This is a genomic window from Mesorhizobium sp. ANAO-SY3R2, from assembly GCF_042466635.1.
In the GTDB taxonomy this organism is placed as follows: domain Bacteria; phylum Pseudomonadota; class Alphaproteobacteria; order Rhizobiales; family Rhizobiaceae; genus Aminobacter.
Map to the genome: position 1 here is coordinate 931,107 of NZ_CP159955.1, position 23,594 is coordinate 954,700.

Genomic DNA, 23,594 nt, shown 5'->3' on the forward strand with positions numbered 1-23,594 from the left:
TTTAAATGAAGATCTATTTGATAAACCTCGACCGTTCGCCAGAGCGCCTCACATGGTTCATGGGCCAGGTCGAGGGCAAGGGACTTGAGGTCGTGCGCGTGCCAGCCATTGATGCGCGGCTTCTGGACGAGAGTGAATTCGATCGTTTGCTCAAGCTGACTTCGGGCAAAAATTCCATGTCGCCGGCGGAAATGGGCTGCCTGCTGAGTCATCGCAAGGTGTGGCAGCTCATTGCGGAAGGCGAGGACGAGTGGGGATTCGTCGCCGAGGATGACATCCATTTTGCGGCGGATGCGCCAGAGTTCCTGAAGCACGATCGCTGGTTTCCCGCAGGCGCTGAAATCGTGCGGGCGGAGACGGACCTGCGCCGGCAGGAGATGTCGTACAAAATCTGGGGCGAGCCGTTTGGGCATGAACTGCGCAGGATGAAGTCGAAACAGTTCGGCTCGGGCGGCTATTTCATCTCACGCCAAGCCGCACGCAAATTGCTCGCCCATACCGAGCGGCATCTTGAGCCAGCCGACGTGATCCTGTTCGCTCCTGTCGCCGGCTTGCTGCACGAGTTGGTGTCGCTACAGATGAGCCCGGCGATTTGCGTGCAGGACGTGTGGATCACACCGCAGAGCGACCAAGGCGCTCTGGTCAGCGAGATCGCCCAGATTCGCCATCAGTTTCACCGTTCCGACCCCCGTTCAGCAAGAAGGCGAGGGGCGGCAAAGGTGATGCATGAGGTGGGCCGGGTTGGGCGGCAATTGGCTGCGGCCGTGCGTAGGCTGATATCGGTCCGTACGAACCGTTCAAAATTCGAAAGTGTAAGTTTCTCGGGGCAGTAGGTGTTCAGAATGTCAAGGTTTAGCAGAGTTTTCAACGGTATATTTTCGCCCCGTAAGGCGGATATAGTTCCGTCACTTGTCACTCGTCCCGAATTCTCACATCTGCCTCGTTCGGGATTTGGTCTCCAATATCTCATTGATAATTATAGGTTTAGCACGGTTCTCGACGTGGGCTCAGGGGAGGGCGCTCATGCGCTCGTCTTGGAGGGAGTTGGAAAGAAAGTAACGCGCCTAGATTTGGGAAAGTCAGCTTATTTTGATAAAGATACCGACAGCGACAACGTCATTGTCGCTGACCTGATGACATATCAGCCCTCTCGGGTCTGGGATTGCGTGTGGGCATCACATGTGCTCGAGCACCAAGTGGACGCAAACAGGTGTATAAAGAAACTTGGTTCGCTCGTGGCGGAAGGGGGCATCCTGGCCGTAACCGTACCGCCCTTCAAGAACAATATAGTTGGCGGGCATGTATCTGCTTGGAATCAGGGGATGCTTCTTTATCAATTTATCATGGCTGGTTTAGATTGTCGGCATGCTGAGTTTTTTAAATACGGTTATAATATTACCTTGATAATAAGAAAAAAGGAAATAGAGCTCCCCGAGAATATGTCATTTGACATAGGGGACATCGAAATGCTCTCAGAATTTTTCCCTGCCGGATTTTACCATGGTATCGACGGGTCGCGAATAAATCGCCGCTTCTATGGCCCGGAACCGAAGGTTATGGGCTTTTAGAATCATTGAGGAATCCCCTCAGCGCTTCAAGCGCTGTGATCGATCCGTCACCATAAGGGTTCATGTATGTGCTATACTTAGTATACACATACAGGAAAACATCTTCAACGGAGAGGGTAGTCGTTCGCCGAGTGCAATGTAGAGCATCTTCGGTGAATCCCCAGTTCGAGAAGAAAGAGGTTGCGTAAGTGACAACCGGACATCCGCGGATTGCCGCTTCAAGGGCAGCTCCGGATGTCATTGTTGCAACGGTCGGTCTCCTCTCTATGAGGTCTAGAAAAGGCACTGTCGGCTCCAGAATCGTTAGGTCTCTGGGATGCCGTGCTGCTAGTTGCGCAATCTCTTCAGTGTTTTTTGGATTTCGTGGGTGGGCTCTGTAAAATATCCGTCGTTTTTTGCAAGAGTAATCTTCAATTACTCTTGACACGAGGTCAAAGTTTGTTTTGGCGACGCCGTCAGTGTATACAAGCGCTTGATCGCCGGTGCATTGCCCAAGTACGACTATGTCTGTTTCACGTAGTGATGTTGTTACTTTTCCGTAGTCGATCGGAAGATATTTTTGAATGCGTGACTTCTTATAGTCTTCCAGAAAGTCGACCGCGATCGGGTCTTCGTGCCACCAGCCAGGGCTGAGATCATTCAGAGCGCTTTCTAGTTCAGTATTGCCGCTACCATCAAAGTACGGACCAATATGGTCTTTCATGTAGCCGATGAATGGCCTGGGCGAATTTTTGAAGAGATTTGGGAGAAGGCAAACCTCAAATCTTGTAACTGGGTTTCCGAGGGTGTTCAGATCCAGGCCAAGTAATGCACGATCGCGACGTCCGACGGTTAAGAATCCAACGTCGCGTATATTTGAAGTCAATGAGTGGAGCCAATCCTGAATGTATTCAGGTCGAGCGCGGAAACGCTCGTATGTAAGCTTACTCAAATCTATCATAGTATCGTCGCCGCAGATATGCCTACATATATCCATTTTGTCAGGAGATAGGCACACAGCTACCATTACTTTTGCATCTCGATGTTCATCCAGCTTTATTTTCGCAGCCCGTCTGAAAGCTGCAAACTTGAGCGGGGCTAAAGCATGTCGAATAATATTTGTAGCTATTGTTGCCATTTATTTGTCGGAATTCAGGTTTATTTGATTATAATCATGGCGCAATGGCCAGCGAAGGCACTCCACGTATATTCGCTGGGGTCGAGGCACTCCACCAAGGCTTTAAACTCACCATGTTGCCAGCCCGGATAGCAGAACATGTCATCGAAAAGGATAATGGTGCCTGAAATCATGCGGTCGCGGCAGGCGGTCAGGATGGTTTTGCAGGGTGAATACGTATCCGTGTCAATATGAACAAAGGCTACCGGGCCACGGTTTCGTTCAAGGAACGGAGGGAGGGTGTCATCTATCCAACCCTTCACTAGCTTTACGTTAGTCCCTACTTCTGGCGCCTGCCCGCCACGGTTGAATCGATCCATCTTGTCGTAGGAATGGCCGGCCCACTTTTCCGAGAGACCCAAAAAGGCATCGAACCCGTGAATGTGCCGAGTGTCATTGCGCTCAGCCAAATTGCGAGAAAATTGGTTTATGGAACCGCCTGTATAGACCCCAAATTCAAGCAGAAGACCCTCAGGTGGCGCCGATTTGAAAGCGTACTGCCTGATTTCTCCAGCGTCCGCAAATATGAGGGCATCCGATAGTTGCGGCTGGATAAAGTCCGCCGATGTGGCGACCGATCGGTTCAACAGCTCGTTATGGAGGTGATACTCAGCGGTCGCCCGGCGGACCGGGGCTGCCGGTGCACCTTTCTTGCGAAGTCCAAGCGTTTCTCGAAGCTTTCTATAAGGCGCCACAATTGTATCCCCAACCATATATGCATGCCGAATGCGTGTTGGCTTTCAGCAGAATTGAATGCGATCCGTCAAGCTGCTTGCCGCGGAGCAAGCTGCCCTAAATCGCCACCAGCCCGTCGTCCTTGACCTGGCGGATGGTGAGTGCGGTGCGCACCGTGTCGACATTGGGTGAGGACGTCAGTTCCTCGATGACAAAGGTCTGAAAGCTGCCGAGGTCGGAGGCGACGCAGTGGAGCATGAAGTCGGATTCGCCCGACACCATCCAGGCGCTGCGCACGATCGGCCAGCTGCGGGTGCGGTCGGCGAAGGCCTTGAGGTCGACCTCCGACTGGCGGTTGAGGCCGACGAGACAGAAGGCGACGACATCCATGCCGAGTGCGGGCGCATTGAGCAGCGCCCGATAGCGCTGGATGATGCCGTCGTCCTCGAGCCGCTTGACGCGGCGCAGGCAGGGCGGCGCCGAGATGCCGACGCGGCGCGACAGCTCGACATTGGTCATGCGGCCGTCATCCTGCAACTCGCGCAGGATCTTCCAGTCTATGGCGTCGATGTCGGCCTTGATGGGCATGTGCGCTCCGCGTGCTCGCGCAAGAATCTTTCGTATTCTTGTAATTAAACTAGCCGCGCGCGTTGGGAAACCCGCGGCCGACAAAATGCCGGTGCGGATGGCGTGACGGTGGGGCTCGATCCGTCCTGCTGCGAAGCTTTCGGGGGAGTAACATCTTGTCGCCTTGCGCGGGGCATGGCCGAACACCTAGATTAGGGCCGATCTACGCCCTAGCTGACGGGGCGATGCTTTTTTCCATTGACCGTGAAGGCTCTTCGATGACCGCCAAACATGCGCCAGTTCTCATTATCGGTTCGGGTCCCGCCGGATATACGGCGGCGATCTATGCGGCGCGCGCCATGCTGAAGCCCGTGCTGGTCGCCGGCATCCAGCAAGGCGGCCAGTTGATGATCACCACTGAGGTCGAAAACTATCCCGGCTTCGCCGAGCCGATCCAGGGCCCCTGGCTGATGGAGCAGATGCGGGCCCAGGCCGAGCATGTCGGCACCGAGATCATCAACGACATCATCACCGAGGTCGACCTCGACGTGCGGCCGTTCCGTGCCAAAGGCGATTCCGGCACGCTCTACACTGCCGACGCGCTGGTCATCGCCACAGGCGCCCAGGCCAAGTGGCTCGGCCTGCCGAGCGAGCAGGTGTTCCAGGGCTTCGGCGTTTCCGCCTGTGCCACCTGCGACGGCTTCTTCTACCGCGGCAAGGACGTGGTGGTGGTCGGCGGTGGCAATACGGCCGTCGAGGAGGCGCTCTATCTTGCCAACCTCGCCAAGACGGTGACGGTGGTGCATCGCCGCGACCATTTCCGCGCCGAACGCATCCTGCAGGAGCGGCTGTTCGCCAAGGAAAACATCAAGGTGATCTGGGATCACGCGGTCGAGGAGATCGTGGGGGCGCCGGCGCAGAAGCCGCTGCCGCCGTCGGTCAATGCGGTGAGGCTCAAGAACGTTCACACCGGCGCCATCACCGAGATGCCGACCGATGGCGTGTTCGTGGCGATCGGCCATGCGCCTGCGGTCGAACTGTTCGTCGGCAAGCTCAAGCAGAAGCCGAACGGCTATCTGTGGACCGAGCCGAACTCGACGCGCACCAACGTGCCCGGCGTGTTTGCCGCGGGCGACGTCACCGACGATGTCTACCGCCAGGCGGTGACAGCTGCAGGGCTCGGCTGCATGGCGGCGCTGGAAGCAGAGAAATACCTGGCCGGGATCGAAGTACACCGTGAAGCGGCCGAATAGGCCGGCCAAACGCCTTACATAAGAGGGGGATATGGCGTTGGATTGGGATAAGTTGCGCGTGTTCCACGCGGCGGCGGAGGCTGGCTCGTTCACTCATGCGGCGGAAACGTTGAGGTTGTCGCAATCGGCGATCTCGCGCCAGGTGAGTGCGCTCGAACACGAGATCGGCGTGCCGCTATTTCATCGCCACGCACGCGGGCTGGTGCTGACCGAGCAAGGCGAGATGCTGTTCCGCACGGCGCATGACGTGCTGATGAAGCTCGAAACCATCAAGTCGCGGCTGACCGAGACCAAGGACCGGCCGTCTGGCGTGCTGAGGGTAACGACCACGGTCGGCCTTGGCGCCGGCTGGCTGACCGAACGCGTGCATGAGTTCCTCGAGCTCTATCCCGACATCCAGCTCCAGCTGATCCTCGCCAACGAAGAGCTGGACCTGACGATGCGCCAAGCCGATTGCGCCATTCGCCTGCGCCAGCCGCAGCAGCCGGATCTGATCCAGCGTCGGCTGTTCACCGTGCATTTCCATCTCTACGCCTCGCCGGGTTATGTCGCCAAGTATGGCAAGCCGACTTCGATCGCCGATCTCAAGGACCACCGCATCGTGACCTTCGGCCTGCCTGTGCCGACGCATCTGAGCGAGCTCAACTGGCTCGAGACGGTGGGCGATTTCGACGGTGGCCAGCGCGTGCCGACGCTGCAGATCAACGACATCCTGTCGATCAAGCGGGCGGTGCAGACGGGCGTCGGCATCGCCATGCTGCCCGACTATATGGTGAGCAAGGATTCCGGGCTGGTGCAGCTGCTGCCCGAGACCGAGGTGCCGTCGTTCGACACCTATTTTGCCTATCCCGACACGATGCGGGACCAGGCGAAGCTGCATGCCTTCCGTGACTTCGTCATCTCCAAGGCCCGCAGCTGGGCCTACTGACCTCCTGCAGAGACTTCCTCACGTCGTGAGAACGGCAGGAGCCGACTGGCGCATGTAGTGCCAGTCGGCGATGCCTCGCCGCGCAGCGCATCCCTTGCGTCCGCGAGGGCTCGCTGGGCGCCGGATCGGCTTCCGGGAAGGGCCGGGACGCTGCCGGTGTTTTGCGCCAGCGCTGCGCGTTTCCTCGGCGCAATGCCAGTACTTTGGCCAGCGGCTCGATTTCGCGGCAAAGGCAGGCGGAGCCTGCCCGACTTGGCGTCATTGCACTGCAGCGTGAAAACTCGCCTCCTTGCACGCAAAATGCGCCAGCAAACGCGCTTCTCGGCCCAAATTCTGGCCAACAGCAGGCAATTTTGGTGGCACTAATGCAAATGAAGCATTGCTGGGCCACAGCTCTTGTCTTTTTGCATGAGTGCATTGCAAAATAGATGCTTGTTTGTTGGGCAGCGAGAGCACATATAACAGCCATCTCCGGGGCGCGTTCCTCCTCCCATTAGCGCCCCTGAGTGTTCCCCTCTGGAGGTTAGCCTTAATCGGCACTTCCAATCAAACTCAGCCGGATCTTCTTGGATCCGGCTTTTTTGTTGCCTGAATTCTGCTTGCCTCGATCACGGCCGCAGATGTGCAGGCATGTTTCACCGCAAAAACAGCTGATCTCACCCGCGTAACAGTGACATGTAACCTCGGGTAACGTTCCTCGCGGAGGTTGGCGCGCCTAACTTTTACGTGGACGCGGCGATGACGCGCCGGGAGATGGGGGCATCACCCGAACGCGCCAGGCTCAGCAATTCGCCGCGTCCATTGGATTGCCGACGGTACACCGCTCGGCCACGAAGCGGCGGACCTGCCGTTCCGCCTGGCGCGGGACGGTCCGCAAGAGGCGGCGTTCGGGGCTCCTACCGAGCGCCGCTTTCGTTTTCCGCCTTTCGGGATTTGATCCGCCGGCTCACATGTAGAGCTTGGCTGGGTCCTTGCCGGCATAGATGTGGGCAACTTCGGCGGCATAGCCGTTGAACAGCTGGGTCGGCACAAGCTCGCCGGTATGCAGCACGCGCTCCTTGGCCTGGCTCCAGCGTGGATGCGACACCTCGGGATTGACGTTCGCCCAGAAGCCGTATTCGCTCGACTGGATCGCCTCCCACAGGCCTACCGGCTGCTCGGCAACGAAGTCGATCTTGCGGATCGACTTGATCGACTTGAAACCATACTTCCATGGCAGCGCCAGCCGGATCGGCGCACCGAACTGCTTGGCCAGCGGCTTGTCATAGGCTCCGGTGACGAGGAAGGGCAGGTCGAGCGCGGCTTCCTCGATGGTGACGCCCTCGACATAGGGCCAGGGATAGACGAAGTCGTTCTGGCCAATCGCCATCTTGGGGTCGAGGAAGGTTTCGAAGCGGATGAATTTGGCGTCGGCCTTCGGGCTCGCCAATGCGACCAGAGACTTGAGCGGAAAGCCGCTCCACGGAATGGTCATCGACCAGGCCTCGACGCAGCGGTGGCGATAGAGCCGCGTCTCCAGCGGGAATTTCCGGATTAGGTCGTCGATGCCGATCGTCATCGGCTTGTCGACGAGACCGCCGATCTCGATCTCCCACGGCCGCGTCTTGAGCTGTTGGGCGGAGGCCGCAATCTCCTTGTAGGTGCCGTATTCGTAGAAGTTGTTGTAGTTGGCGTTGATCGCCTCCGGGGTCAGCGAGCGGTCAAGCTTGTAGGTCGTGTTCGGCTTGGCCGGATAAAGGTCGCCCGTTGGGTCGGCTTCCTCAGCGCGCGCCTTGTGGGGCAGGGCGGCGGCTGCAAGGCCGAGTCCCATGCCGGCCAGGATGGTGCGGCGGTCGAGGAAGACCTGTTCGGGCGTCGCTAGTGTTTCGGCAATCGCCCAGGATGGACGGCGATGAATAAAGGGCATTGGCGAATTCTCCACTCGAGCGGCGCAGGTTCAACGTTGCGGGAAACAAAATCAACACTCCCGCGGCGATATACGGATGCGGAGGCCGCGTTGTTGCGCCTTGATCGAAATCTCGGGATCAACAGTCTGTGAAAGCGGTCACCGGATGATGCCCAGCACCGTCCGGTGACCTGCTCCTGCCCTCAGGCCGCCTTGCCGGCCGATACCATTGCCTCGTCGGCGAGACGGCCGGTGAGTTCAGCCATGTGGTCGAATTCGGCGCGGTAGGTGGCAGCACCCGCGGTCGCCGAGCGCAGTTCGATGATGAGATCGCCGATCTCGGCCTGCGGCATGGTTGCCTCGACCACGTCCCAGCCGGGCCAGCCGTCGCGGGCGTCGTAGCCGAGGATCTGGCCGCGGCGCTGCGGCACGAGTGCGATGATGCGCGCAGTGGCATCCGACGGGGTGAAGATCTCGACCTTCATGATCGGTTCCAGCAGCACCGGCGAGCATGCCGCCATGCCTTCCTTCATCGCGATCTTGGCAGCCATCTGGAAAGCCATGTCGGAGGAATCGACGGTGTGGAAAGAGCCGTCCGACAGGTTGACCGTGACATCGACGACGGGGAAGCCGAGCGGGCCGATCTTCAGGAACTCGCGCACGCCGGCCTCGACTGACGGGATATACTGCTTGGGCACAACGCCGCCGGTGATGCTGTCGGTGAATTCGAAGCCGGTGCCGCGCGGCAGCGGCTTGATCTCGATGACGACGTCGCCGAACTGGCCGTGTCCGCCCGACTGCTTCTTGTGGCGGCCGCGCTGCTGGATGCCCTTGCGGATCGTTTCGCGATAGGGGATGGCCGGCGCATGGCCCTCGACAGGGATCTGGTTGCGGCCCTCGAGCCGTTCGCGGATGACCCTGAGATGCATTTCGCCATGACCGGAAAGTACGGTCTCGGCGGAATCCTGATTGTGGTGGAGGGTCAGCGAGGGGTCCTCTTCGGCAAGCCGCTGGATGGCAGCCGACATCTTGACCTCGTCCTTGCGTTCCTTGGGACGCAGGGCAAAGGCATAGACAGGCTTCGGCGGCATAAGCTTGACCAGTTGCTGCGTGCCGCCCTTGGTCGTGGTCAAGGTCTGGCCGGTGACGACATTGTCGAGCCTGCCGAGGGCGACCGTGTCGCCGGCCGCTGCCGAGGCGAGCTTGAACTGGTCCTTGCCGAGCATGCGGTAGATGCCCGAGACCTTTGATGTGTCGGTGGCGTTGAGCCATAGTTCGGTGCCGTCGGCGACCTGGCCGGTCAGGATGCGTGCCACCGAAAGCTTGCCGGCATGGGAGGTGTGGATCGTCTTCATGACCTGCGCGATCATGCCGTTGCCGTTGCCGTTGCCGTTGGCGACGCCGAGGCGCTGCCGCGTCGCTTCGATGTCGGGTGCATCGTGGCGGATGGCCTTGAGAAGCCTGAGCGCACCATGGCCCTTTTCAGCGGCGCCGATCAGCACCGGGGTGACGGTGCCGTCGCGCAGATCGGCGGCGAGGTCGTCGAAGACCTTGTCCTTGGGTGGCTCGATCTCCTCGAGTAACTGTTCCATCAACTGGTCGTCGTGGTCGGCCAATGTCTCGAGCATGGCAAAGCGCGCCTCGATCTCACGCGCCTTTTCGTCGCCGGGGATTTCGGCGATCTCGCTTGCGGCATATTCGCGGTAGATGTAGGCGCGCTCCAGGGCCAGGTCGATCGAACCGACGACGACGCCATCCTTGCGCAACGGGATCTGGCGCAGCAGCAATGGGGTGCGGCTGACCGGCTGCAGCAGCTTGAGCGTGTCGCGCACGCCGGCATCGGCCTTGTCGATCTTGTTGAGAAAGAGCATGCGCGGCACTCCCAGATCGTCGAGCTTGCGCATGATGAGCTGCAGGGCAGGGAGCTTCTTTTCGTCGGGCTCGGCAACCACGACCGCCAGGTCGCAGGCGGCCAGCACCGGTTCTGCCTCGAAGGCGAACTCGACTGAGCCAGGGCAATCGACGAAGGTGATGCTTTCGCCCATGAATTCGGTGGTCGCGAAAACCGCCTCGACGCTCATGGCGTGGGCCTTGGCCTCGGGCGAATGGTCGGAGACCGTGTTGCCGGACGACACCGGCTGCTGTTTGGCGATGGCGCCCGTGCGGGCGAGCAGGGCTTCGAAGAGCGTGGTTTTACCGCTGGCATAGGGACCGACGATGGCGATGCATTTCGGTCCCGTGCGTCTTCCTCCGGCGCGAGTACCCATGGCGATCTGACCTCCACTCAGGCGCTTTTCCCTGAATGCGGCGGCCGGCCTGTTCGGCCGTCGCGGGCAGTGTCGTCGTGTCTGTTCCTCCCAATTGGCCGCATCGTCACACGGCTTTGCAGTCAGGGCAAGGGCGCGGCTGCGCGTGGCGATCGCGGCCCCAAAAAGCAAAGGCCCGGCAGGGTTTTCACCTGCCGGGCCTTGCGTTGATGATCGCGGATCAGTCCTTGGCGTGGAGATCCGTGCCGAGTGTGTCCTTGACGAAGATCATGCCGATGATCAGCGTCATTGCCGCAATCGCGATCGGGTACCACAGGCCGTAGTAGATATCGCCCTTGGCGGCACTCATGGCAAAGGCGGTCGCCGGGAGCAAGCCGCCGAACCAGCCGTTGCCGATGTGATAAGGCAGCGACATGCCGGTGTAGCGGATGCGGGTCGGGAACATCTCGACCAGGATCGCGGCGATCGGACCGTAGACCATCGTCACGTAGACGACGAGCACGAACAGGATGGCGATGACCATTGTCCAGTTGACCTGGGCCGGGTCGGCCACCATCGAGAAGGCACCGCCATTGGGGATGTTGAAGAAGCCGACTTCAGGGGCGCCAGCTGCCTCTTCGGCAGTGACCAGCTTGTCCTTGATCGCCTGTTCCGTCGGCACCGTCACCTTTTCGCCGGCGCGGATAGCGGCAGCGTCGAGCTTGAGCTCGGGGTTGGCGGCGATGAAGGCATCCAGCTTCGGGTCGGCAACCTTGACCGTCGCCCGGACCAGCGGATAGCCGCTGTCGTGAAGGGCGATGTTGACCGCCTTCACGAAGGCAGCGTCCTTGGCCTTGGCCTGATCGCCGGCAGCGATGGCGTCATAGGATTCGACGGTTTCGTTGCCGATCTTGACGGTGGCCGCAGTGCCCGCTGCCGCCGTGGCGACGACGTCGTAGGGCACCGAGTTCTTTGTAAGGAAGGCGGTGGCGATGTCGCAGGATGTGGTGAATTTCGCCGTGCCGACCGGGTTGAACTGGAACTTGCAGTCGCTAGGCGCGGCGGTGACGGTTGCACGCACGTTCTGCTGGGCGGTGGCGAGTGCCGGGTTCGCTGCCCAGGTCAGTGCCTTGAACAGCGGGAAGTAGGTGACGATCGCCAGCGCCAGGCCGGCCATGATGATAGGCTTGCGGCCGATCTTGTCGGACAGCCAGCCGAACAGCACGAAGAAGCCAGTGCCGAGCAGCAGCGAAATCGCGATCATGATGTTGACCGACTGCGCGTCGACCTTGAGCACGTTCTGCAGGAAGAACAGGGCGTAGAACTGACCCGAATACCACACCACGGCCTGGCCGGCAGTCAGGCCGAACAGGGCAAGCAGCGCGATCCTGGCGTTCTTCCACTGGCCGAAGGCTTCCTTGAGCGGCGCCTTGGAGCCCTTGCCCTCTTCCTTCATGCGCTTGAAGGTAGGCGATTCCGACAGCGACAGACGAATCCAGACAGAAATGCCGAGCAGCGCGAACGAAAGCAGGAACGGCACGCGCCAGCCCCAGGCGGCGAAGGCCTCCTTGCCGAGCCAGGTCTGCACGACCAGGATGACGACCAGCGACAGGAACAGACCAAGCGTAGCCGTCGTCTGGATCCATGATGTGTAGTAGCCGCGGCGATCGTCCGGCGCGTGTTCGGCGACATAGGTCGCAGCACCACCATATTCGCCGCCGAGCGCCAGGCCCTGGAGCATGCGCAGCGCGATCAGGATGATCGGGGCGGCAATGCCGATGGTGGCCGAGCCGGGCAGTAGACCGACGAAGAAAGTCGACAGGCCCATGATCAGGATGGTGACAAGGAAGGTGTATTTGCGGCCGACAAGATCGCCGATGCGGCCGAAGACGAGCGCGCCGAACGGGCGCACGAGGAAGCCGGCGGCGAAAGCCAGCAGCGCGAAGATGTTGCGTGTCGCCTCGGGATAAGAGGCGAAGAAGGTCGCGCCGATGAAGGCGGCGAGTGAGCCGTACAAATAGAAATCGTACCATTCGAAGACGGTACCGAGCGACGAAGCGAAGATGACTTTCTTCTCTTCTCGCGTCATGCCGCGCCGCGAGGCGCCGGCGGTTGCCGAGATTGCCATAGATGTCTCCTCCCAGAGTGTCGGCGGTCTCGGGCCTGGAGACGAATCTCGGCAGGAACCGCCGAACCTAACGACGGTGAAAACGATAACGCCGGGAGGCGGCCGTTATCCATCGCTGCTTTGGGATTATGACCTTAGTCGTAGAAGGACGCCCGGCGGCGGCATTCGCGGTGCCGCCGGGCTCGGTGCCAGGCTCAGTGAAAGACGGGCTCAGGCCGCCTTTTCTTCCTTTTCGACGAGGTAGCCGCGGTCACGCAGCCACCGGGCGATGATGATTTCGACCATCGACGACACCGAGCGGTGATCGTCCTTGGCCGCCTTGACGAGTGCTTCCTTGAGGTCGCGCTCGATCCGGAATCCGAGAGGATGGGTCTTCGACATGGCAATTTCCTGAAACTGTGCCGGGACGCGCATGTCCCGTTTACGATGAGCGGCAGATGGCGACAGTCTTGCTTGCTTTGGTCGCTAGTCGGCCAGCCAGGCGGCGCAGATAAGGCGCGTTGCGCCGTCAGACCTGAACTGGCGGCGCGCGCGGGGCGCTGGTTCGCGCGCGCAGAAGATTGAAGCTCGACGGGACCGGGGAGCCGGCGGCATTTATTGCTTCAGTCGGCAGGTCGTGCCGGAACTGGATTGGTGGACCATCGTCGCCGTCGCATTCGGCAAGCGCGAGGCGGTGGTCATCTTCGGCGAGGAAAACCAGCAGGTTGTCGTAGCAAGCGGCAGAATTGCCCTGTGCCAGTTGTGCTTGCGCGTCCGCCATGCCTTGCTGCGCAAGACCCGATGCAACCGAGGCGGTCAGCACAGCAAAGGCAGAAAACAGCAGAAAGAACAGGTGCGCGAGCATGTTTGTGCTCCTTAGCCCCTGCCGCTGCTGTCTACGTTGATACAATTGCTGCCTCTGCACATCTCCGCCACCGACGGCGGATATAGTTGGTCTCAAGGTAGCAGCAATCGGGCCGAAGCGGCAACATGCAAATCTATAACAGCGTATGAGATTCAAAGAATCCTCGCCGCTGCTGCATGCCGGTTGGCGTTGGGCGGGGCATGTCGGCAATGAAAAACCCGGCCGGAGCCGGGTTTTTCTTTCCATCCGCGCCGAATGGACGCGCGATATTGTTCGAGCTTACGAAAGCGAGGCAGTGAAGCGCTGGATGCGCGTGCAGGCCTCTTCCAGAAGCGCTTCCGAGGTGGCGTAGGAGATACGGAAGTTGGGCCCGAGGCCGAAAGCCGAACCCTGGACCACCGCCACACCTTCTGCTTCCAGCAGTTCCGAGGTGAAGACGGCGTCGTCGGTGATGACGGTGCCGCCTTGCGTCTTCTTGCCGATCAGTCCGGCGCAGGACGGATAGACGTAGAAGGCGCCTTCCGGCGACGGGCAGGTGATGCCGCGCGCCTGGTTGAGCATCGACACGACGAGGTCGCGGCGGGCCTGGAAGATCGCCTTGTTCTTGGCGATAAAGTCCTGCGGACCGTTGAGCGCTTCGACCGACGCCCACTGCGCGATGGTGCATGCGCCCGACGTCTGCTGGCCCTGGATCATGTCCATTGCCTTGATCAGCTGGATCGGGCCGGCTGCGTAGCCGATGCGCCAGCCGGTCATGGCATAGGCCTTCGAGACGCCGTTCATCGTCAGCGTGCGGTCGTAGAGCGCCGGCTCGACCTCGGCGATGGTCTTGAAGACGAAGTCGCCATAGGTGAGGTGCTCGTACATGTCGTCGGTCAGCACCCAGACATGCGGGTGCTTGAGCAGCACGTCGGCGATGGCGCGCAGTTCGGCCTCGGTATAGGCCGCACCCGAAGGGTTGGAGGGCGAGTTCATCACTAGCCACTTCGACTTCGGCGTGATCACCTTCTCCAGTGCCTCGGCCGTCAGCTTGAAGCCGTTGTCGATGCTGGTCTCGGCGAAGGTCGGCGTGCCGCCGCAGATGGCCACCATTTCGGGATAGCTGACCCAGTAGGGGCGAGGGATGATGACCTCGTCGCCAGGGTTCAGCGTCGCCATGAACGCGTTGAACAGAATCTGCTTGCCGCCGGTGCCGACGATGGTCTGCTCGGGCTTGTAGTCGAGATTATTCTCGCGCTTGAACTTCTTGGCGATGGCCTCGCGCAGCGGCGCGATGCCAGAAACCGGCGGGTACTTGGTCTCGCCACGGCGGATCGCCTCGATCGCCGCATTCTTGATATTGTCAGGCGTATCGAAATCGGGCTCGCCAGCGCCCAGGCCGATGATGTCGCGCCCGGCATTTTTCAGCTCGCGCGCTTTCTGCGTGACCGCGATGGTCGCGGAAGGCTTAACGCGGGAAAGGGCATCGGCAAGAAAGGCCATGACTGGAAGTCTCCGGTTCGGAAAATACGCGGTCGCGCGACCGCGGGCTTCTATTGTCGCATGACGCAGGGAATCGCAAGCGGATTGACGCTTTGGCGCCGGTTCATCTGCATTTCGGTTGCGATGGACGCCTGTGCATAACCTGATGCCTGCGCTAGAATTGATCAATTTTGAGACGTCACGTTAACCGCCGATCAAATCTTAGGTGGGAATTTGGCGGAGCAATCTCGCCAGCATGCCGGAATAGGACGGACCGTGTCGAAGAGCATCGGGCTCGCCCATATCATCCGGCACGACGACGGATCTGTGTCCGGCGTATGGGGCATCCATGCGCTGCGTAGCGCCTTCCAGCCAATTTTCGCCTTCCAGTCCGGCAAGCTGCTGGTCACCGCCTTCGAGGGCCTCATACGCGCATTCCGCGATGAGGAACCGGTGGCGCCGGGTGCCTTTTTTGACTCCATCGACGCTGCGGAACGCTTCCAGGTTGAAACGCTGACGCGGACACTGCATCTGCTCAACGCCGCGCTTTTCCTGCCCAGGGAAGCAGCGATCTTCATCAACTTCGATCCATCGGTCTTTGTTGACCGTTCGATTTCCGAGCACGCGTTGCGCGACATGCGACAGGTGCTCAACGAGGCGGGCATCGACCCCCGCAGAATCGTCTGCGAAGTCACCGAAAAGAAGCCCGCATCCGAGGAGGCGCTTTTCGACTTCGTAAGCGTGCTCAAGACCAACGGCTTTCGTATTGCAGTCGATGATTTCGGGTCCGACGAATCCGACATCAAGCGGATCAGGGACATCGAGCCCGACATAGTGAAATTCGATGCCCACTGGATCGGCCGGCTGATGGAATCGGGTTCCGGCTTCGCGCTGCTCAAGGAGATGGTGGCGAATTTCGAGGGCAAGGGCATTCGCACCGTCTTCGAAGGGCTTGAGGAAAGCTGGCAGGTTCAGTTGGCTGAACGCTCAGGTGCTTCGATGGTGCAGGGCTTCGCGTTGGCTTTGCCTCAAATCGTTCCGGCCAGTTTTACCCAATTTGAACCTTCCTTGCCGGAAGTTGTTACCCGGCAGCGCACCAGAACTACGGCATCCGTCGAGCTAGCTTCACCGGCGAGCCGCGCGCAGAGATCAAGCCGCAATTTCGGCAAAAGGACGCTATCATGAGTGACGAGTTTTTCGGGTTTGGTGCGTTGCCGGTGGATTTTGCCGGAAAGATCGTGGCCGACGAGGTGGGCCTGGAGTTCGGTATTCACGGCGACTTCCGTTTGCGCTGCGTCATCCAGCCGGTGTTCAGGCACGAGGCTGGCCGCCTGACGCCCGTGGCCGTGGACGCCGAGGTTGTGCCCTATCGGCGGGGCCGCCCGGTCGCGAAGGCGGATTTTGTGGCGCAAGTGGCTGCCGACGATCGTGTGATGATCGCTCGGATGTGCGAAGTGCTTCCCTTGGCCAATGTCCACAACATCGGCGTCGAAGGCATTTCGCTATTGTTTTCGCACAATTTCAACGGCGATGCGCCGCGGCTCGAGGATCTGCGCTTCATGGTGGAAAGGCTCGGCCAGGAAGGCTTTGAGGCGGGCCAGTTGATCTGCGAGATCGAGGGCACTGACGAAAAGCTCGCCGACGAACTGCGCGCTCTGGGGCTGCGCGTGGCCCTTGGCCATCACGGCGCAGGCCAGCCTGAAGTCGATACTGCAAGACGGATCCATGCCGACATCGTCCGGCTCGACCGGGCCTCGTTCGAGCGGTTTTGTGCCGACGCTGCGACCGGGCGGCTGCTGCGCCCGGTGGTTACCGAACTCAAGGCGCAAGGGGCCGAAGTCCTGGTCGAGGGCATCGACGATGAAAGCCGCCTCGAACTGGCGCTTGGCGCAGGCGTCGATCTCGTCAAGGGCGACCTGCTCGAGCCGGCCATGCTGGTCGGCAGCTTCTTCGAGGACGGTCCGCGCGAGGCTTCCCACTATCGCCGTGGCGAATGCGTGGTGATCCCGCTGTTCGGATAGGCCCGCGCATAACCCTCTAGATCGGAATTGCTCTAGAGAACGCATCTTGCGCAGGTACAAATGGGCAGGGCGTCCTTTGCGCGTCCGATTGGACGCGTCGCACTCTGAGCTCAGCCAACCATAGGCGCTGGTAATGGTTGGGCGCCAGCTTTGCATATGATGTGGCCGCTGGTGGCTCTGCGTGGGCCGCCACACCGATCCCGGCGATCTGCCGCTTGCTGTCCCGCATCCGCTTTTCCTGAAAGCAAACGGGCCAAGCATTCACCAACCACCAGGCAAAGAAAAAGGCGGGGTCAGACCCCGCCTTCCTGTCAGCAATCGATCCTGGATCCTGAATTCCTGCAGCTCACGGCAATCTGCCGCATCGTCTGCCCGGTTTCAGTTCCGGCGCGCTTGTCGCGCTGCCGCCAGTACATCCGTGACTTGCGGCGCGATTGAAGCTTACGCTCCCGCGCGCCTTAAAATCAGATTGCCTTGAGAGCTCCGGCAGACGAGCGGCCGGTACGACGGTCCTGCTCGATCTCGAAGCTAACCTTCTGGCCATCGGCCAGCGAGCCCATGCCCGAACGCTCGACAGCGGAGATGTGGACGAACACGTCCGCGCCACCTGCGTCGGGCTGAATGAAGCCGAAGCCCTTGGTTGCATTGAACCACTTAACGGTGCCAGTTGCCATTGCGATAATCCTTGTCGTCTGCAGTTGGTCTTGATCGAGCGTGAATGCCAGATCTGTGGTATCGAAATTTTGGAGATAGACGTCTGCAAACGCGAGTGTGTCGCGGGGCACGGATCTGTCGGCCGAAATATCAACGTGCCCCATATATGAGTGATTGGCAGAGAATGCAAGCCCTGCCAAATAGACGATGGTTCAATGGGGTCCAATGGCATGCAACCGCGGCGCGCAAAGGCGGTTTTATTGGGATCGATCGATGAATGTCGGTTGAGTGTAGGTGGCGTGGGGCCCCTCGCGGGTAGTCTTCGGAGTTCTTGATGAAAACCATTCTTCTGGCGATCTGCCTGATGATGCTCTCCGTCGAGGCTGAGGCCATCTCGCGCTACAACTCGACGAGCATGAGCTGTGCGCAGGCCCAGCGTGCCGTTCGAAACGAAGGCGCTGTGATCCTGCGCTGGAAATCCCCAGGCTCGGGCGTGCAGCGCTACGACCGCTTTGTCAGGAATGACGGCTTCTGCGAGGCGGGGGAGGAGGCAAACATCACCTCGGTGCCTACTTCCGACGCCAAATCCTGCCCTGTCTACAATTGCAAGCAGATCGAACGGGATTGGTTTCCATACAGGCGGCGGCTGTTCTGGCACTATTGAGGCGGAGGAAACTGAGGCGGAGGAAATGCCTCAAAAGCCAAAAGAAGCCTGAGCCGACGGGGGTGGGCCGAGGCGGACGCCTTCGAGGTCCAGCATCGTTTCCTTCATCGCTGCGCCGCCGGTCGCCGAAAAGCCGCCGATCTTGCCCCCGGCCGCCAGGATGCGATGGCAGGGGATGACGAGCGGTATCGGGTTGCTGCCCAAAGCCGATCCGGTTTCGCGATAAAGCCCCTTGTGCCCGGCCATTTCCGCCAGTCCACCATAGGTGGTGGTCTCGCCATGGTGCAATCTGCGCGCGGCGGCGTAGATGTCGCGGCGGAAATCATCGACGCCGGCCAGATCGATTGGCACGGCCGAGAAATCGATATTCGCTCCTTCGGCATATCTTCGGATGTCGGCGACGAGCAGGACAATCCAGTCGGGTGAAACCCGACCGCCAAAGGTCTCTGCTCCGTCTGTCAGGCGCAGCAGGCGGCGCTCGGCTGCGGCACAGGATTTTTCGGGCAGGCATAGTCGGGTCAGGCCGGCTTCGCTCCAGGCCAGCGCCATGAAACCGAGGGCGGTTTCGAAGACCGCATTTCCGGGCAGCGGGATGGAGATAGCGGTGTCCATGGCTGTCTCCTCGATTCGCGGTTTTTGGTGCAAAACTAGTACGAAACATGAACATTTTCGCACGAAATACGACCATATTCCACCCGAAACGTGCATTCGTCTGTGGATTGCCCCTGACGGGGTCCTTGTTGTAAGGAGGGACGGGCGGGACGAAAATCGTTAACCAGAGGGTGGATTTGCCGGTTATAAAGACCCAACTGCTGATCACGGCGGCTTTCTCCGTGGCCCTTCTTTCGGGCTGCCAGACCAATACGGCCGTGCTCAGCACCGACCTTTCCACCGGCACGGATGTCGCGGTGAACGCGACCAGTGACCCAACTTCGGTCGCCGAAACCGACGTTGCCTCGGCCTCCGAAACCAATGTTGCTTTGGTGGCCGAAGCCGACCTCGCGCTGCCCGAAACCGTGGCGGTGGTGCCGGTTTCGTATGCAGCCACCGAGAGCGCGCCAGCGAGCGCGATCCTGGCTGCCGCCACCGCTGCGCCCGAGGCTCCGGCAGCCGCTGCCGCAGCGCCGGTCGCCACCGCTCAGGCACAGACACCGGCTGCCCAGGCAACTGAAACCATCACCGCGCCATCGACCGTGGCTGCCGCCGTCGCCGCGCCAGCGGCGGGTGCGACCGCTGCCGCAGCCAAATCCTCGGCTTCCGGCCTCGATGCACCGATGGCCGGCGGCGAGGTCGTTGCCGCTGCCGATGCGCCGAAGCTTGAGGGCGAGTTTCCGCCCGCACCGACGATCGCCGAATATGCCCTGCCGGCCAAGGCGCCGGTGCCGCGCAGCTACCAGGTCGCCTCGCTGGGCAATGTCGCGCTTGAGGATTTTTCGCCTGCGTCCTTTGCCGCTCCCGACAGCCCGGCCCTGGCCTCGCGCGGCAAGATCGACGAGCTCATTTCGAAATATGCGGCGCTCTACGAGGTGCCGGAGCAACTGGTGCGGCGCGTGGTCAGCCGCGAAAGCACCTTCAACCCGCAAGCCTATAGCAGGGGCCATTGGGGCCTGATGCAGATCAAGCACTCCACCGCGCGCGGCATGGGCTATGATGGCCCGGCCAACGGCCTGCTCGATGCCGAAACCAACCTGAAATTCGCCGTGAAATATCTCCGCGGCGCCTGGCTGGTCGCCGACGGCGACGAAGACCGCGCCGACAAGCTTTATCAGAGCGGCTATTATTACCACGCCAAGCGCAAGGGCCTGCTCGACGAGACCGGGCTGGGGCGCGACCGCGCCCGCCATCGCGGCTGAGACGCAAGGATGACTTCGGCGCCGGGCGAAAACGACGTTCGCCTGCGCATGATGCTCGGCGCTGCGCTCAAGGCGCCCGAATGGCCCGGCGGATTTTCGATGCGGACGCTGCAAGCCTCCGACGCGCCGGCGCTGCATGCGCTCTGGCAAACTGCTTTCGACGATTTCGACCAGCCCTTAGACGAATGGTGGCGCTGGCTGTCGGGCGACGAGGAGTTCGATCCAGCGCTTTGTTTCCTGGTCTTCGACCGAGACGGCCGGCTTGCCGGGGCGGCGCAATGCTGGACCAGCGCCTTCATCAAGGATCTGGCGGTGCATCCCGACTTTCGCGGCAGGGGCATCGCCGAGGCATTGCTGCGGCAGGTCTTTTCCGCCTTCAGGGCACGCGGTGCTGCGCATGTCGACCTCAAGACTAATCTGGTCGACAGTGCCGCCGCAGTCAGGCTGTACCGCAAGCTCGGCATGGTCGAGGTCGGATGGGCCGGGTAGTTTTCTTCGCAGGCGACCCGGATAGCCGGTGCCTTTCCTTTGCCACACCCGAGCTTTGCGCCCGGCCTTGTCAGGGAACGCTCCCTCTTTAAGTGCTCATGACTCGCCTTCTCGACCTGGCTTCACCGGTCGAGGGGTAGGGGAGGCAAAAAACATCGCACTCGGGCTGTATTGCCCGGAGGGACCCTCCGGGTGTTCGTCATTCGAAAAGCCAAGCAATTGGCTTTTCGTCCGCTTCGCTAACCGCTCTCACCCCTCGGACGGAATCTTCCCTGACCATGAGCCACGTTAGCCCATGATCGGAGGCGCCGGCTCCTCCCAATAGATCGCCGTCGCGGGAGGAACTGGCATTGATTGCACGGGAGGTTTTGGGAGCGTGGAAAAACGGGTCGGTCTTCCCACGCAGGATGCTGACAGGTGGTGACAGACAACAATGGCGATGGTGAAATGAGACAACTAAGCAGAACGATATCAGACTGTCTATTCTGGATGGCGCGTCAAAGGCTTGGGGGCAATGGAAGTGCAGCAGAGATCTATGACTTTTTCGCACAGATTCGGGGCGTGGATTGCTGTGATACTGGCAATCCTTAGCGCGTTGGTCTTCCCCGCCATAGCGCAGGAAAAGGCTACTTTAAGGATCGCCGTCGCTGCTCCGATGTCCGGTCAGTTTGCTCAAATGGGCGAACAGATACGTCAAGGAGCGGAATTGGCGATCGAAGATATCAACGCCAGTGGGGGCATTGGCGGCCAGAAGCTCCAGATCGATGTTGTGGACGACAAGGGAGATGGCATGACCGCGAAAGCGGTGGCTAGGAATCTTGCCAAGTCTGGCGTGCGGTTCGTGGTCGGCCATTTCAATTCCGGGGCGTCGATCCCTGCTTCGGAAGTGTACGCCAAGATGGGCGTCTTCATGATCAGTCCAGCATCGACCAATCCATCTTTAACCGAGCGCAGCGGCAAGGGAAAAAACCTTTGGAACACGCACCGGACAGCGGGGCGAGACGATGTTCAGGGCCGTCTGGCTGGAGAGTACATCGCCAAGGCATTTGCCGGCAGGAATGCCGCCATCCTGAGCGACGGTACCCCATACGGCGACGGTCTGGCCATCAAGGCAAAAGCCGCTTTGAACGCGGCCGGGCAAGCAGAGAAGCTGATGTCCAAAGTCAAGGTCGGACAGAAGGATATGTCTCGGTTGATTGCCAGCATGAACGATAAGAAGATCGATGTGGTCTTCTTCGGCGGTCTGGCCAATGAGATGGCAACGCTTGTGCGCCAATCCAGCGAGGCCGGTTTCACGCCGCAGTTCATCGCGGGAGATGGAATCTTTACAGCCGATTTTCCCCATGCGGCAGGCGCTGGTGTGGCCAGAACGATGTTTGCGTTCTCGCTAGAAGATCGCCAGCACGCGGATGCGCAATCCGTCGTTGCGCGATTCAGGGCGAAAGGCTTCGAGCCGGAAGCCTACACGCTCAAAGCGTACGCGGCTGTGCAGGTGGTGGCAAAGGGCATTGAAATTGCCGGCAAGTGTGATCCGAAGGCCGTCGCCAAGGCTATTCGCTCAGGCGCTCCGATTCCGACAGTACTGGGGACGCTGACTTTCGACGCCAATGGCGATCGCCGTGAGCCAGATGTCGCTTGGTACGTGTGGAAGGCGGATGGTACTGGCGGCTACTCCCCTGCGATGCAGGAGTAGCCGCGCAAATAATCTCTAGTCGGTAGGAGCGCATATCCGCCCCTTCATCTCCAGCGCCCAGGCGCGGCCCTCGTCGCCGCCCCATAGAAGCCAGGCGATGTAGCCAGCAGAGGGGTTTTGTTCGTTGCCGTAGTTCTTGCCGCGCTTGTCGACTTCGTGACGGGCGAAGTAGCTGACCATGCGCTTGATGGTGTGGGGCGTAAGCTCGGTGCGGGCGACCAGTTCCTCGGCGCGGCCGACGCCTATCTCGGTGCCGCCGCGCCCGAACTTTTTCCTGAGCGCCAGACCCTTGGCGGCGTTGTCGGCGACCACCTGCGGCGGGACGAGGCTGATGCCCGAAGCCTCGCGGCGGATTTCGTCGAATGGGTCGTAGGGGATGGGCATGCGGCGATTCCTGCTTTGCGGGCAGGGTAGCGGGGTAGGGTGGAGATGACGAGGGTGCGGAAGACGGCCCCGGTCGCGAAGGCTTGCGCATCGGCCCTGTGTCCCTACATGATCCCTGATCGCAACCGTTGCTGCGAGGTGTCATGTTCACGGCTGCAATCGCCGACCGAGTCGCCGCTGCGGCCGGCCCTTTGATCGCGCCGCCGCCCGGCATGGACTTCGATTTCTCCGAGCCGAAGGGCGAGCCAGCGCTGGTCGGGCCGCGCTCCGTCTCCTGGCGCATCTTCAAGAATCCGGTGTCGCTGTTTGTCGGCGGGGTGGCGGCCGTGATTCTGGAACTGGCCGAACCTTCGGTGCGCCATGGCGTGTGGGACCACAGCACGTTTCGCAAGGACGCATTGACGCGGTTGCGGCGGACGGGAGCGGCGGCCATGATGACGGTTTACGGGCCAAAGAGCGCGGCCGAGCAAATGATCGCTCGCGTGGTGCGCCTGCATGACCGCATCGCCGGCACCACGCCCGACGGCACGCCCTACCGCGCCAGCGACCAGCGCCTGCTCGACTGGGTGCAGGCGACCGCCTCCTATGGCTTCATCGAGGCCTATAGTCGCTTCGTTTCGCCGCTGTCGCGCGAGCAGCGCTCGCAGGGTTTCGCGGAAGGGGCGGCGACGTCGCGGCTCTACGGTGCGCTCGGGGCGCCAGCCTCGCTCGACGCTTGGGAGCGGCTGTTCAGGGATACCGAGCCACAGCTCGGGCGCTCCGACATCTTGATCGAGTTCCTCGACATCATGCGCAATGTGCCGGTCGGGCCCCGGGCCGCGCGCCCGGTGCAGCGCATGCTGGTGCGCGCGGCGGTCGACCTGGTGCCGCAGCCGCTGCGCGACAGGCTGGGGTTGCGCGAGGCCGGCCTGCTGCCGGCGCAGCGCGCGATGGTGGCACTGGTGGCGAAGGCCGCCGACCGCATCCCGCTCAAGCAGGCTCCGCCGGCGCAGGCCTCGGTGCGCCTGGGGCTGGGCCCGGATTTTCTGTATCGGTGAGGGGCGGCGCCGTCTGGACGACCCATAGGGAGCCACAAAAAGCAGGAAGGCGCCCAAAGGCGCCTTCCGCGGGGTCTTAAATCTGCGT

General features: G+C 60.9%; 23 protein-coding genes. 11 read left to right on the forward strand and 12 right to left on the reverse strand.

The window, feature by feature from the left end; genetic code table 11:
* The first annotated feature begins 5 nt into the window (after window positions 1-5).
* Both ABSY17_RS09280 and ABSY17_RS09285 read left to right on the forward strand, forming a co-directional pair.
* Entirely contained in the window at window positions 6-833 is an 828-nt protein-coding gene (locus ABSY17_RS09280) for a glycosyltransferase family 25 protein (RefSeq protein WP_378949634.1), read from the forward strand.
* Between the two features lie 9 nt (window positions 834-842).
* Window positions 843-1,568 carry a class I SAM-dependent methyltransferase gene (locus tag ABSY17_RS09285; protein WP_378949636.1) on the forward strand — a complete coding sequence of 242 codons (726 nt, stop codon included), beginning with the start codon at window positions 843-845 and terminating at the stop codon, window positions 1,566-1,568.
* On the opposite strand, the gene ABSY17_RS09290 is transcribed toward ABSY17_RS09285, so the two are convergent.
* From ABSY17_RS09290 to ABSY17_RS09300, 3 genes are all read right to left on the reverse strand, one after another.
* Window positions 1,555-2,685 carry a hypothetical protein gene (locus ABSY17_RS09290; protein WP_378949638.1) on the reverse strand — a complete coding sequence of 377 codons (1,131 nt, stop codon included), beginning with the start codon at window positions 2,683-2,685 and terminating at the stop codon, window positions 1,555-1,557. The genes ABSY17_RS09285 and ABSY17_RS09290 overlap by 14 nt on opposite strands.
* Window positions 2,686-2,705: 20 nt before the next feature.
* A complete protein-coding gene (locus ABSY17_RS09295; protein WP_378949640.1) occupies window positions 2,706-3,419 on the reverse strand; it encodes a class I SAM-dependent methyltransferase in 714 nt (237 codons plus the stop codon).
* Window positions 3,420-3,516: 97 nt separating this feature from the next.
* The gene (locus tag ABSY17_RS09300; RefSeq protein ID WP_378949642.1) at window positions 3,517-3,987 is read right to left on the reverse strand and encodes an Lrp/AsnC family transcriptional regulator; all 471 of its coding nucleotides are present in this window, start codon (window positions 3,985-3,987) and stop codon (window positions 3,517-3,519) included.
* A gap of 257 nt (window positions 3,988-4,244) precedes the next feature.
* Between ABSY17_RS09300 and trxB the strand changes: the two genes are divergently transcribed.
* Window positions 4,245-5,219, forward strand: a complete 975-nt coding sequence (trxB, locus tag ABSY17_RS09305; RefSeq protein WP_378949643.1) for a thioredoxin-disulfide reductase — start codon at window positions 4,245-4,247, stop codon at window positions 5,217-5,219.
* 31 nt (window positions 5,220-5,250) lie between these two features.
* The gene (locus ABSY17_RS09310; protein ID WP_378949645.1) at window positions 5,251-6,147 is read left to right on the forward strand and encodes a LysR family transcriptional regulator; all 897 of its coding nucleotides are present in this window, start codon (window positions 5,251-5,253) and stop codon (window positions 6,145-6,147) included.
* A gap of 946 nt (window positions 6,148-7,093) precedes the next feature.
* Here the strand turns inward: ABSY17_RS09310 and msrP are convergent.
* The 6 genes from msrP to ABSY17_RS09340 form a co-directional block, all read right to left on the reverse strand.
* Window positions 7,094-8,053: a protein-methionine-sulfoxide reductase catalytic subunit MsrP gene (gene msrP / locus ABSY17_RS09315; RefSeq protein WP_378949647.1), complete on the reverse strand. Its 960-nt coding sequence runs from the start codon at window positions 8,051-8,053 to the stop codon at window positions 7,094-7,096.
* A gap of 182 nt (window positions 8,054-8,235) precedes the next feature.
* Window positions 8,236-10,299: an elongation factor G gene (locus ABSY17_RS09320; protein ID WP_378949649.1), complete on the reverse strand. Its 2,064-nt coding sequence runs from the start codon at window positions 10,297-10,299 to the stop codon at window positions 8,236-8,238.
* Between the two features lie 220 nt (window positions 10,300-10,519).
* Entirely contained in the window at window positions 10,520-12,406 is a 1,887-nt protein-coding gene (locus tag ABSY17_RS09325; protein WP_378949651.1) for an MFS transporter, read from the reverse strand.
* Between the two features lie 210 nt (window positions 12,407-12,616).
* The gene (locus ABSY17_RS09330; RefSeq protein WP_378949653.1) at window positions 12,617-12,787 is read right to left on the reverse strand and encodes a hypothetical protein; all 171 of its coding nucleotides are present in this window, start codon (window positions 12,785-12,787) and stop codon (window positions 12,617-12,619) included.
* A 127-nt stretch (window positions 12,788-12,914) separates the two neighbouring features.
* Complete coding sequence (locus ABSY17_RS09335) at window positions 12,915-13,250, reverse strand: hypothetical protein (protein WP_378949655.1); 336 nt, start codon at window positions 13,248-13,250, stop codon at window positions 12,915-12,917.
* Between the two features lie 279 nt (window positions 13,251-13,529).
* The gene (locus tag ABSY17_RS09340) at window positions 13,530-14,732 is read right to left on the reverse strand and encodes a pyridoxal phosphate-dependent aminotransferase (protein ID WP_378949657.1); all 1,203 of its coding nucleotides are present in this window, start codon (window positions 14,730-14,732) and stop codon (window positions 13,530-13,532) included.
* 255 nt (window positions 14,733-14,987) lie between these two features.
* Between ABSY17_RS09340 and ABSY17_RS09345 the strand changes: the two genes are divergently transcribed.
* Both ABSY17_RS09345 and ABSY17_RS09350 read left to right on the forward strand, forming a co-directional pair.
* A complete protein-coding gene (locus tag ABSY17_RS09345) occupies window positions 14,988-15,896 on the forward strand; it encodes an EAL domain-containing protein (protein WP_378949659.1) in 909 nt (302 codons plus the stop codon).
* Complete coding sequence (locus ABSY17_RS09350; RefSeq protein ID WP_378949661.1) at window positions 15,893-16,732, forward strand: EAL domain-containing protein; 840 nt, start codon at window positions 15,893-15,895, stop codon at window positions 16,730-16,732. Before ABSY17_RS09345 ends, ABSY17_RS09350 begins: the two co-directional genes overlap by 4 nt.
* Window positions 16,733-17,196: 464 nt before the next feature.
* On the opposite strand, the gene ABSY17_RS09355 is transcribed toward ABSY17_RS09350, so the two are convergent.
* Window positions 17,197-17,406 (reverse strand): cold-shock protein, encoded by a 210-nt coding sequence (locus tag ABSY17_RS09355; protein ID WP_378949663.1) that lies wholly within the window; start codon window positions 17,404-17,406, stop codon window positions 17,197-17,199.
* 314 nt (window positions 17,407-17,720) lie between these two features.
* On the opposite strand from ABSY17_RS09355, the gene ABSY17_RS09360 reads away from it, so the two are divergent.
* Window positions 17,721-18,050 (forward strand): hypothetical protein, encoded by a 330-nt coding sequence (locus ABSY17_RS09360; RefSeq protein ID WP_378949665.1) that lies wholly within the window; start codon window positions 17,721-17,723, stop codon window positions 18,048-18,050.
* A gap of 30 nt (window positions 18,051-18,080) precedes the next feature.
* Here the strand turns inward: ABSY17_RS09360 and ABSY17_RS09365 are convergent, their stop codons facing one another.
* The gene (locus ABSY17_RS09365) at window positions 18,081-18,662 is read right to left on the reverse strand and encodes a methylated-DNA--[protein]-cysteine S-methyltransferase (RefSeq protein WP_378949667.1); all 582 of its coding nucleotides are present in this window, start codon (window positions 18,660-18,662) and stop codon (window positions 18,081-18,083) included.
* A 176-nt stretch (window positions 18,663-18,838) separates the two neighbouring features.
* Here ABSY17_RS09365 and ABSY17_RS09370 point away from each other — a divergent pair, with 176 nt between their 5' ends.
* The 3 genes from ABSY17_RS09370 (at window position 18,839) to ABSY17_RS09380 (ending at window position 22,085) form a co-directional block, all read left to right on the forward strand.
* The gene (locus tag ABSY17_RS09370; protein WP_378949669.1) at window positions 18,839-19,903 is read left to right on the forward strand and encodes a transglycosylase SLT domain-containing protein; all 1,065 of its coding nucleotides are present in this window, start codon (window positions 18,839-18,841) and stop codon (window positions 19,901-19,903) included.
* Window positions 19,904-19,912: 9 nt separating this feature from the next.
* A complete protein-coding gene (locus ABSY17_RS09375) occupies window positions 19,913-20,392 on the forward strand; it encodes a GNAT family N-acetyltransferase (protein WP_378949671.1) in 480 nt (159 codons plus the stop codon).
* 535 nt (window positions 20,393-20,927) lie between these two features.
* Window positions 20,928-22,085: a branched-chain amino acid ABC transporter substrate-binding protein gene (locus tag ABSY17_RS09380; RefSeq protein WP_378949673.1), complete on the forward strand. Its 1,158-nt coding sequence runs from the start codon at window positions 20,928-20,930 to the stop codon at window positions 22,083-22,085.
* Window positions 22,086-22,100: 15 nt separating this feature from the next.
* Here ABSY17_RS09380 and ABSY17_RS09385 read toward each other — a convergent pair whose 3' ends face one another.
* Entirely contained in the window at window positions 22,101-22,469 is a 369-nt protein-coding gene (locus ABSY17_RS09385; protein WP_378949674.1) for a hypothetical protein, read from the reverse strand.
* A gap of 143 nt (window positions 22,470-22,612) precedes the next feature.
* Here ABSY17_RS09385 and ABSY17_RS09390 point away from each other — a divergent pair, with 143 nt between their 5' ends.
* Window positions 22,613-23,506, forward strand: coding sequence for an oxygenase MpaB family protein (locus tag ABSY17_RS09390; protein WP_378949676.1), 894 nt, complete (start codon window positions 22,613-22,615; stop codon window positions 23,504-23,506).
* Window positions 23,507-23,594: the final 88 nt, after the last annotated feature.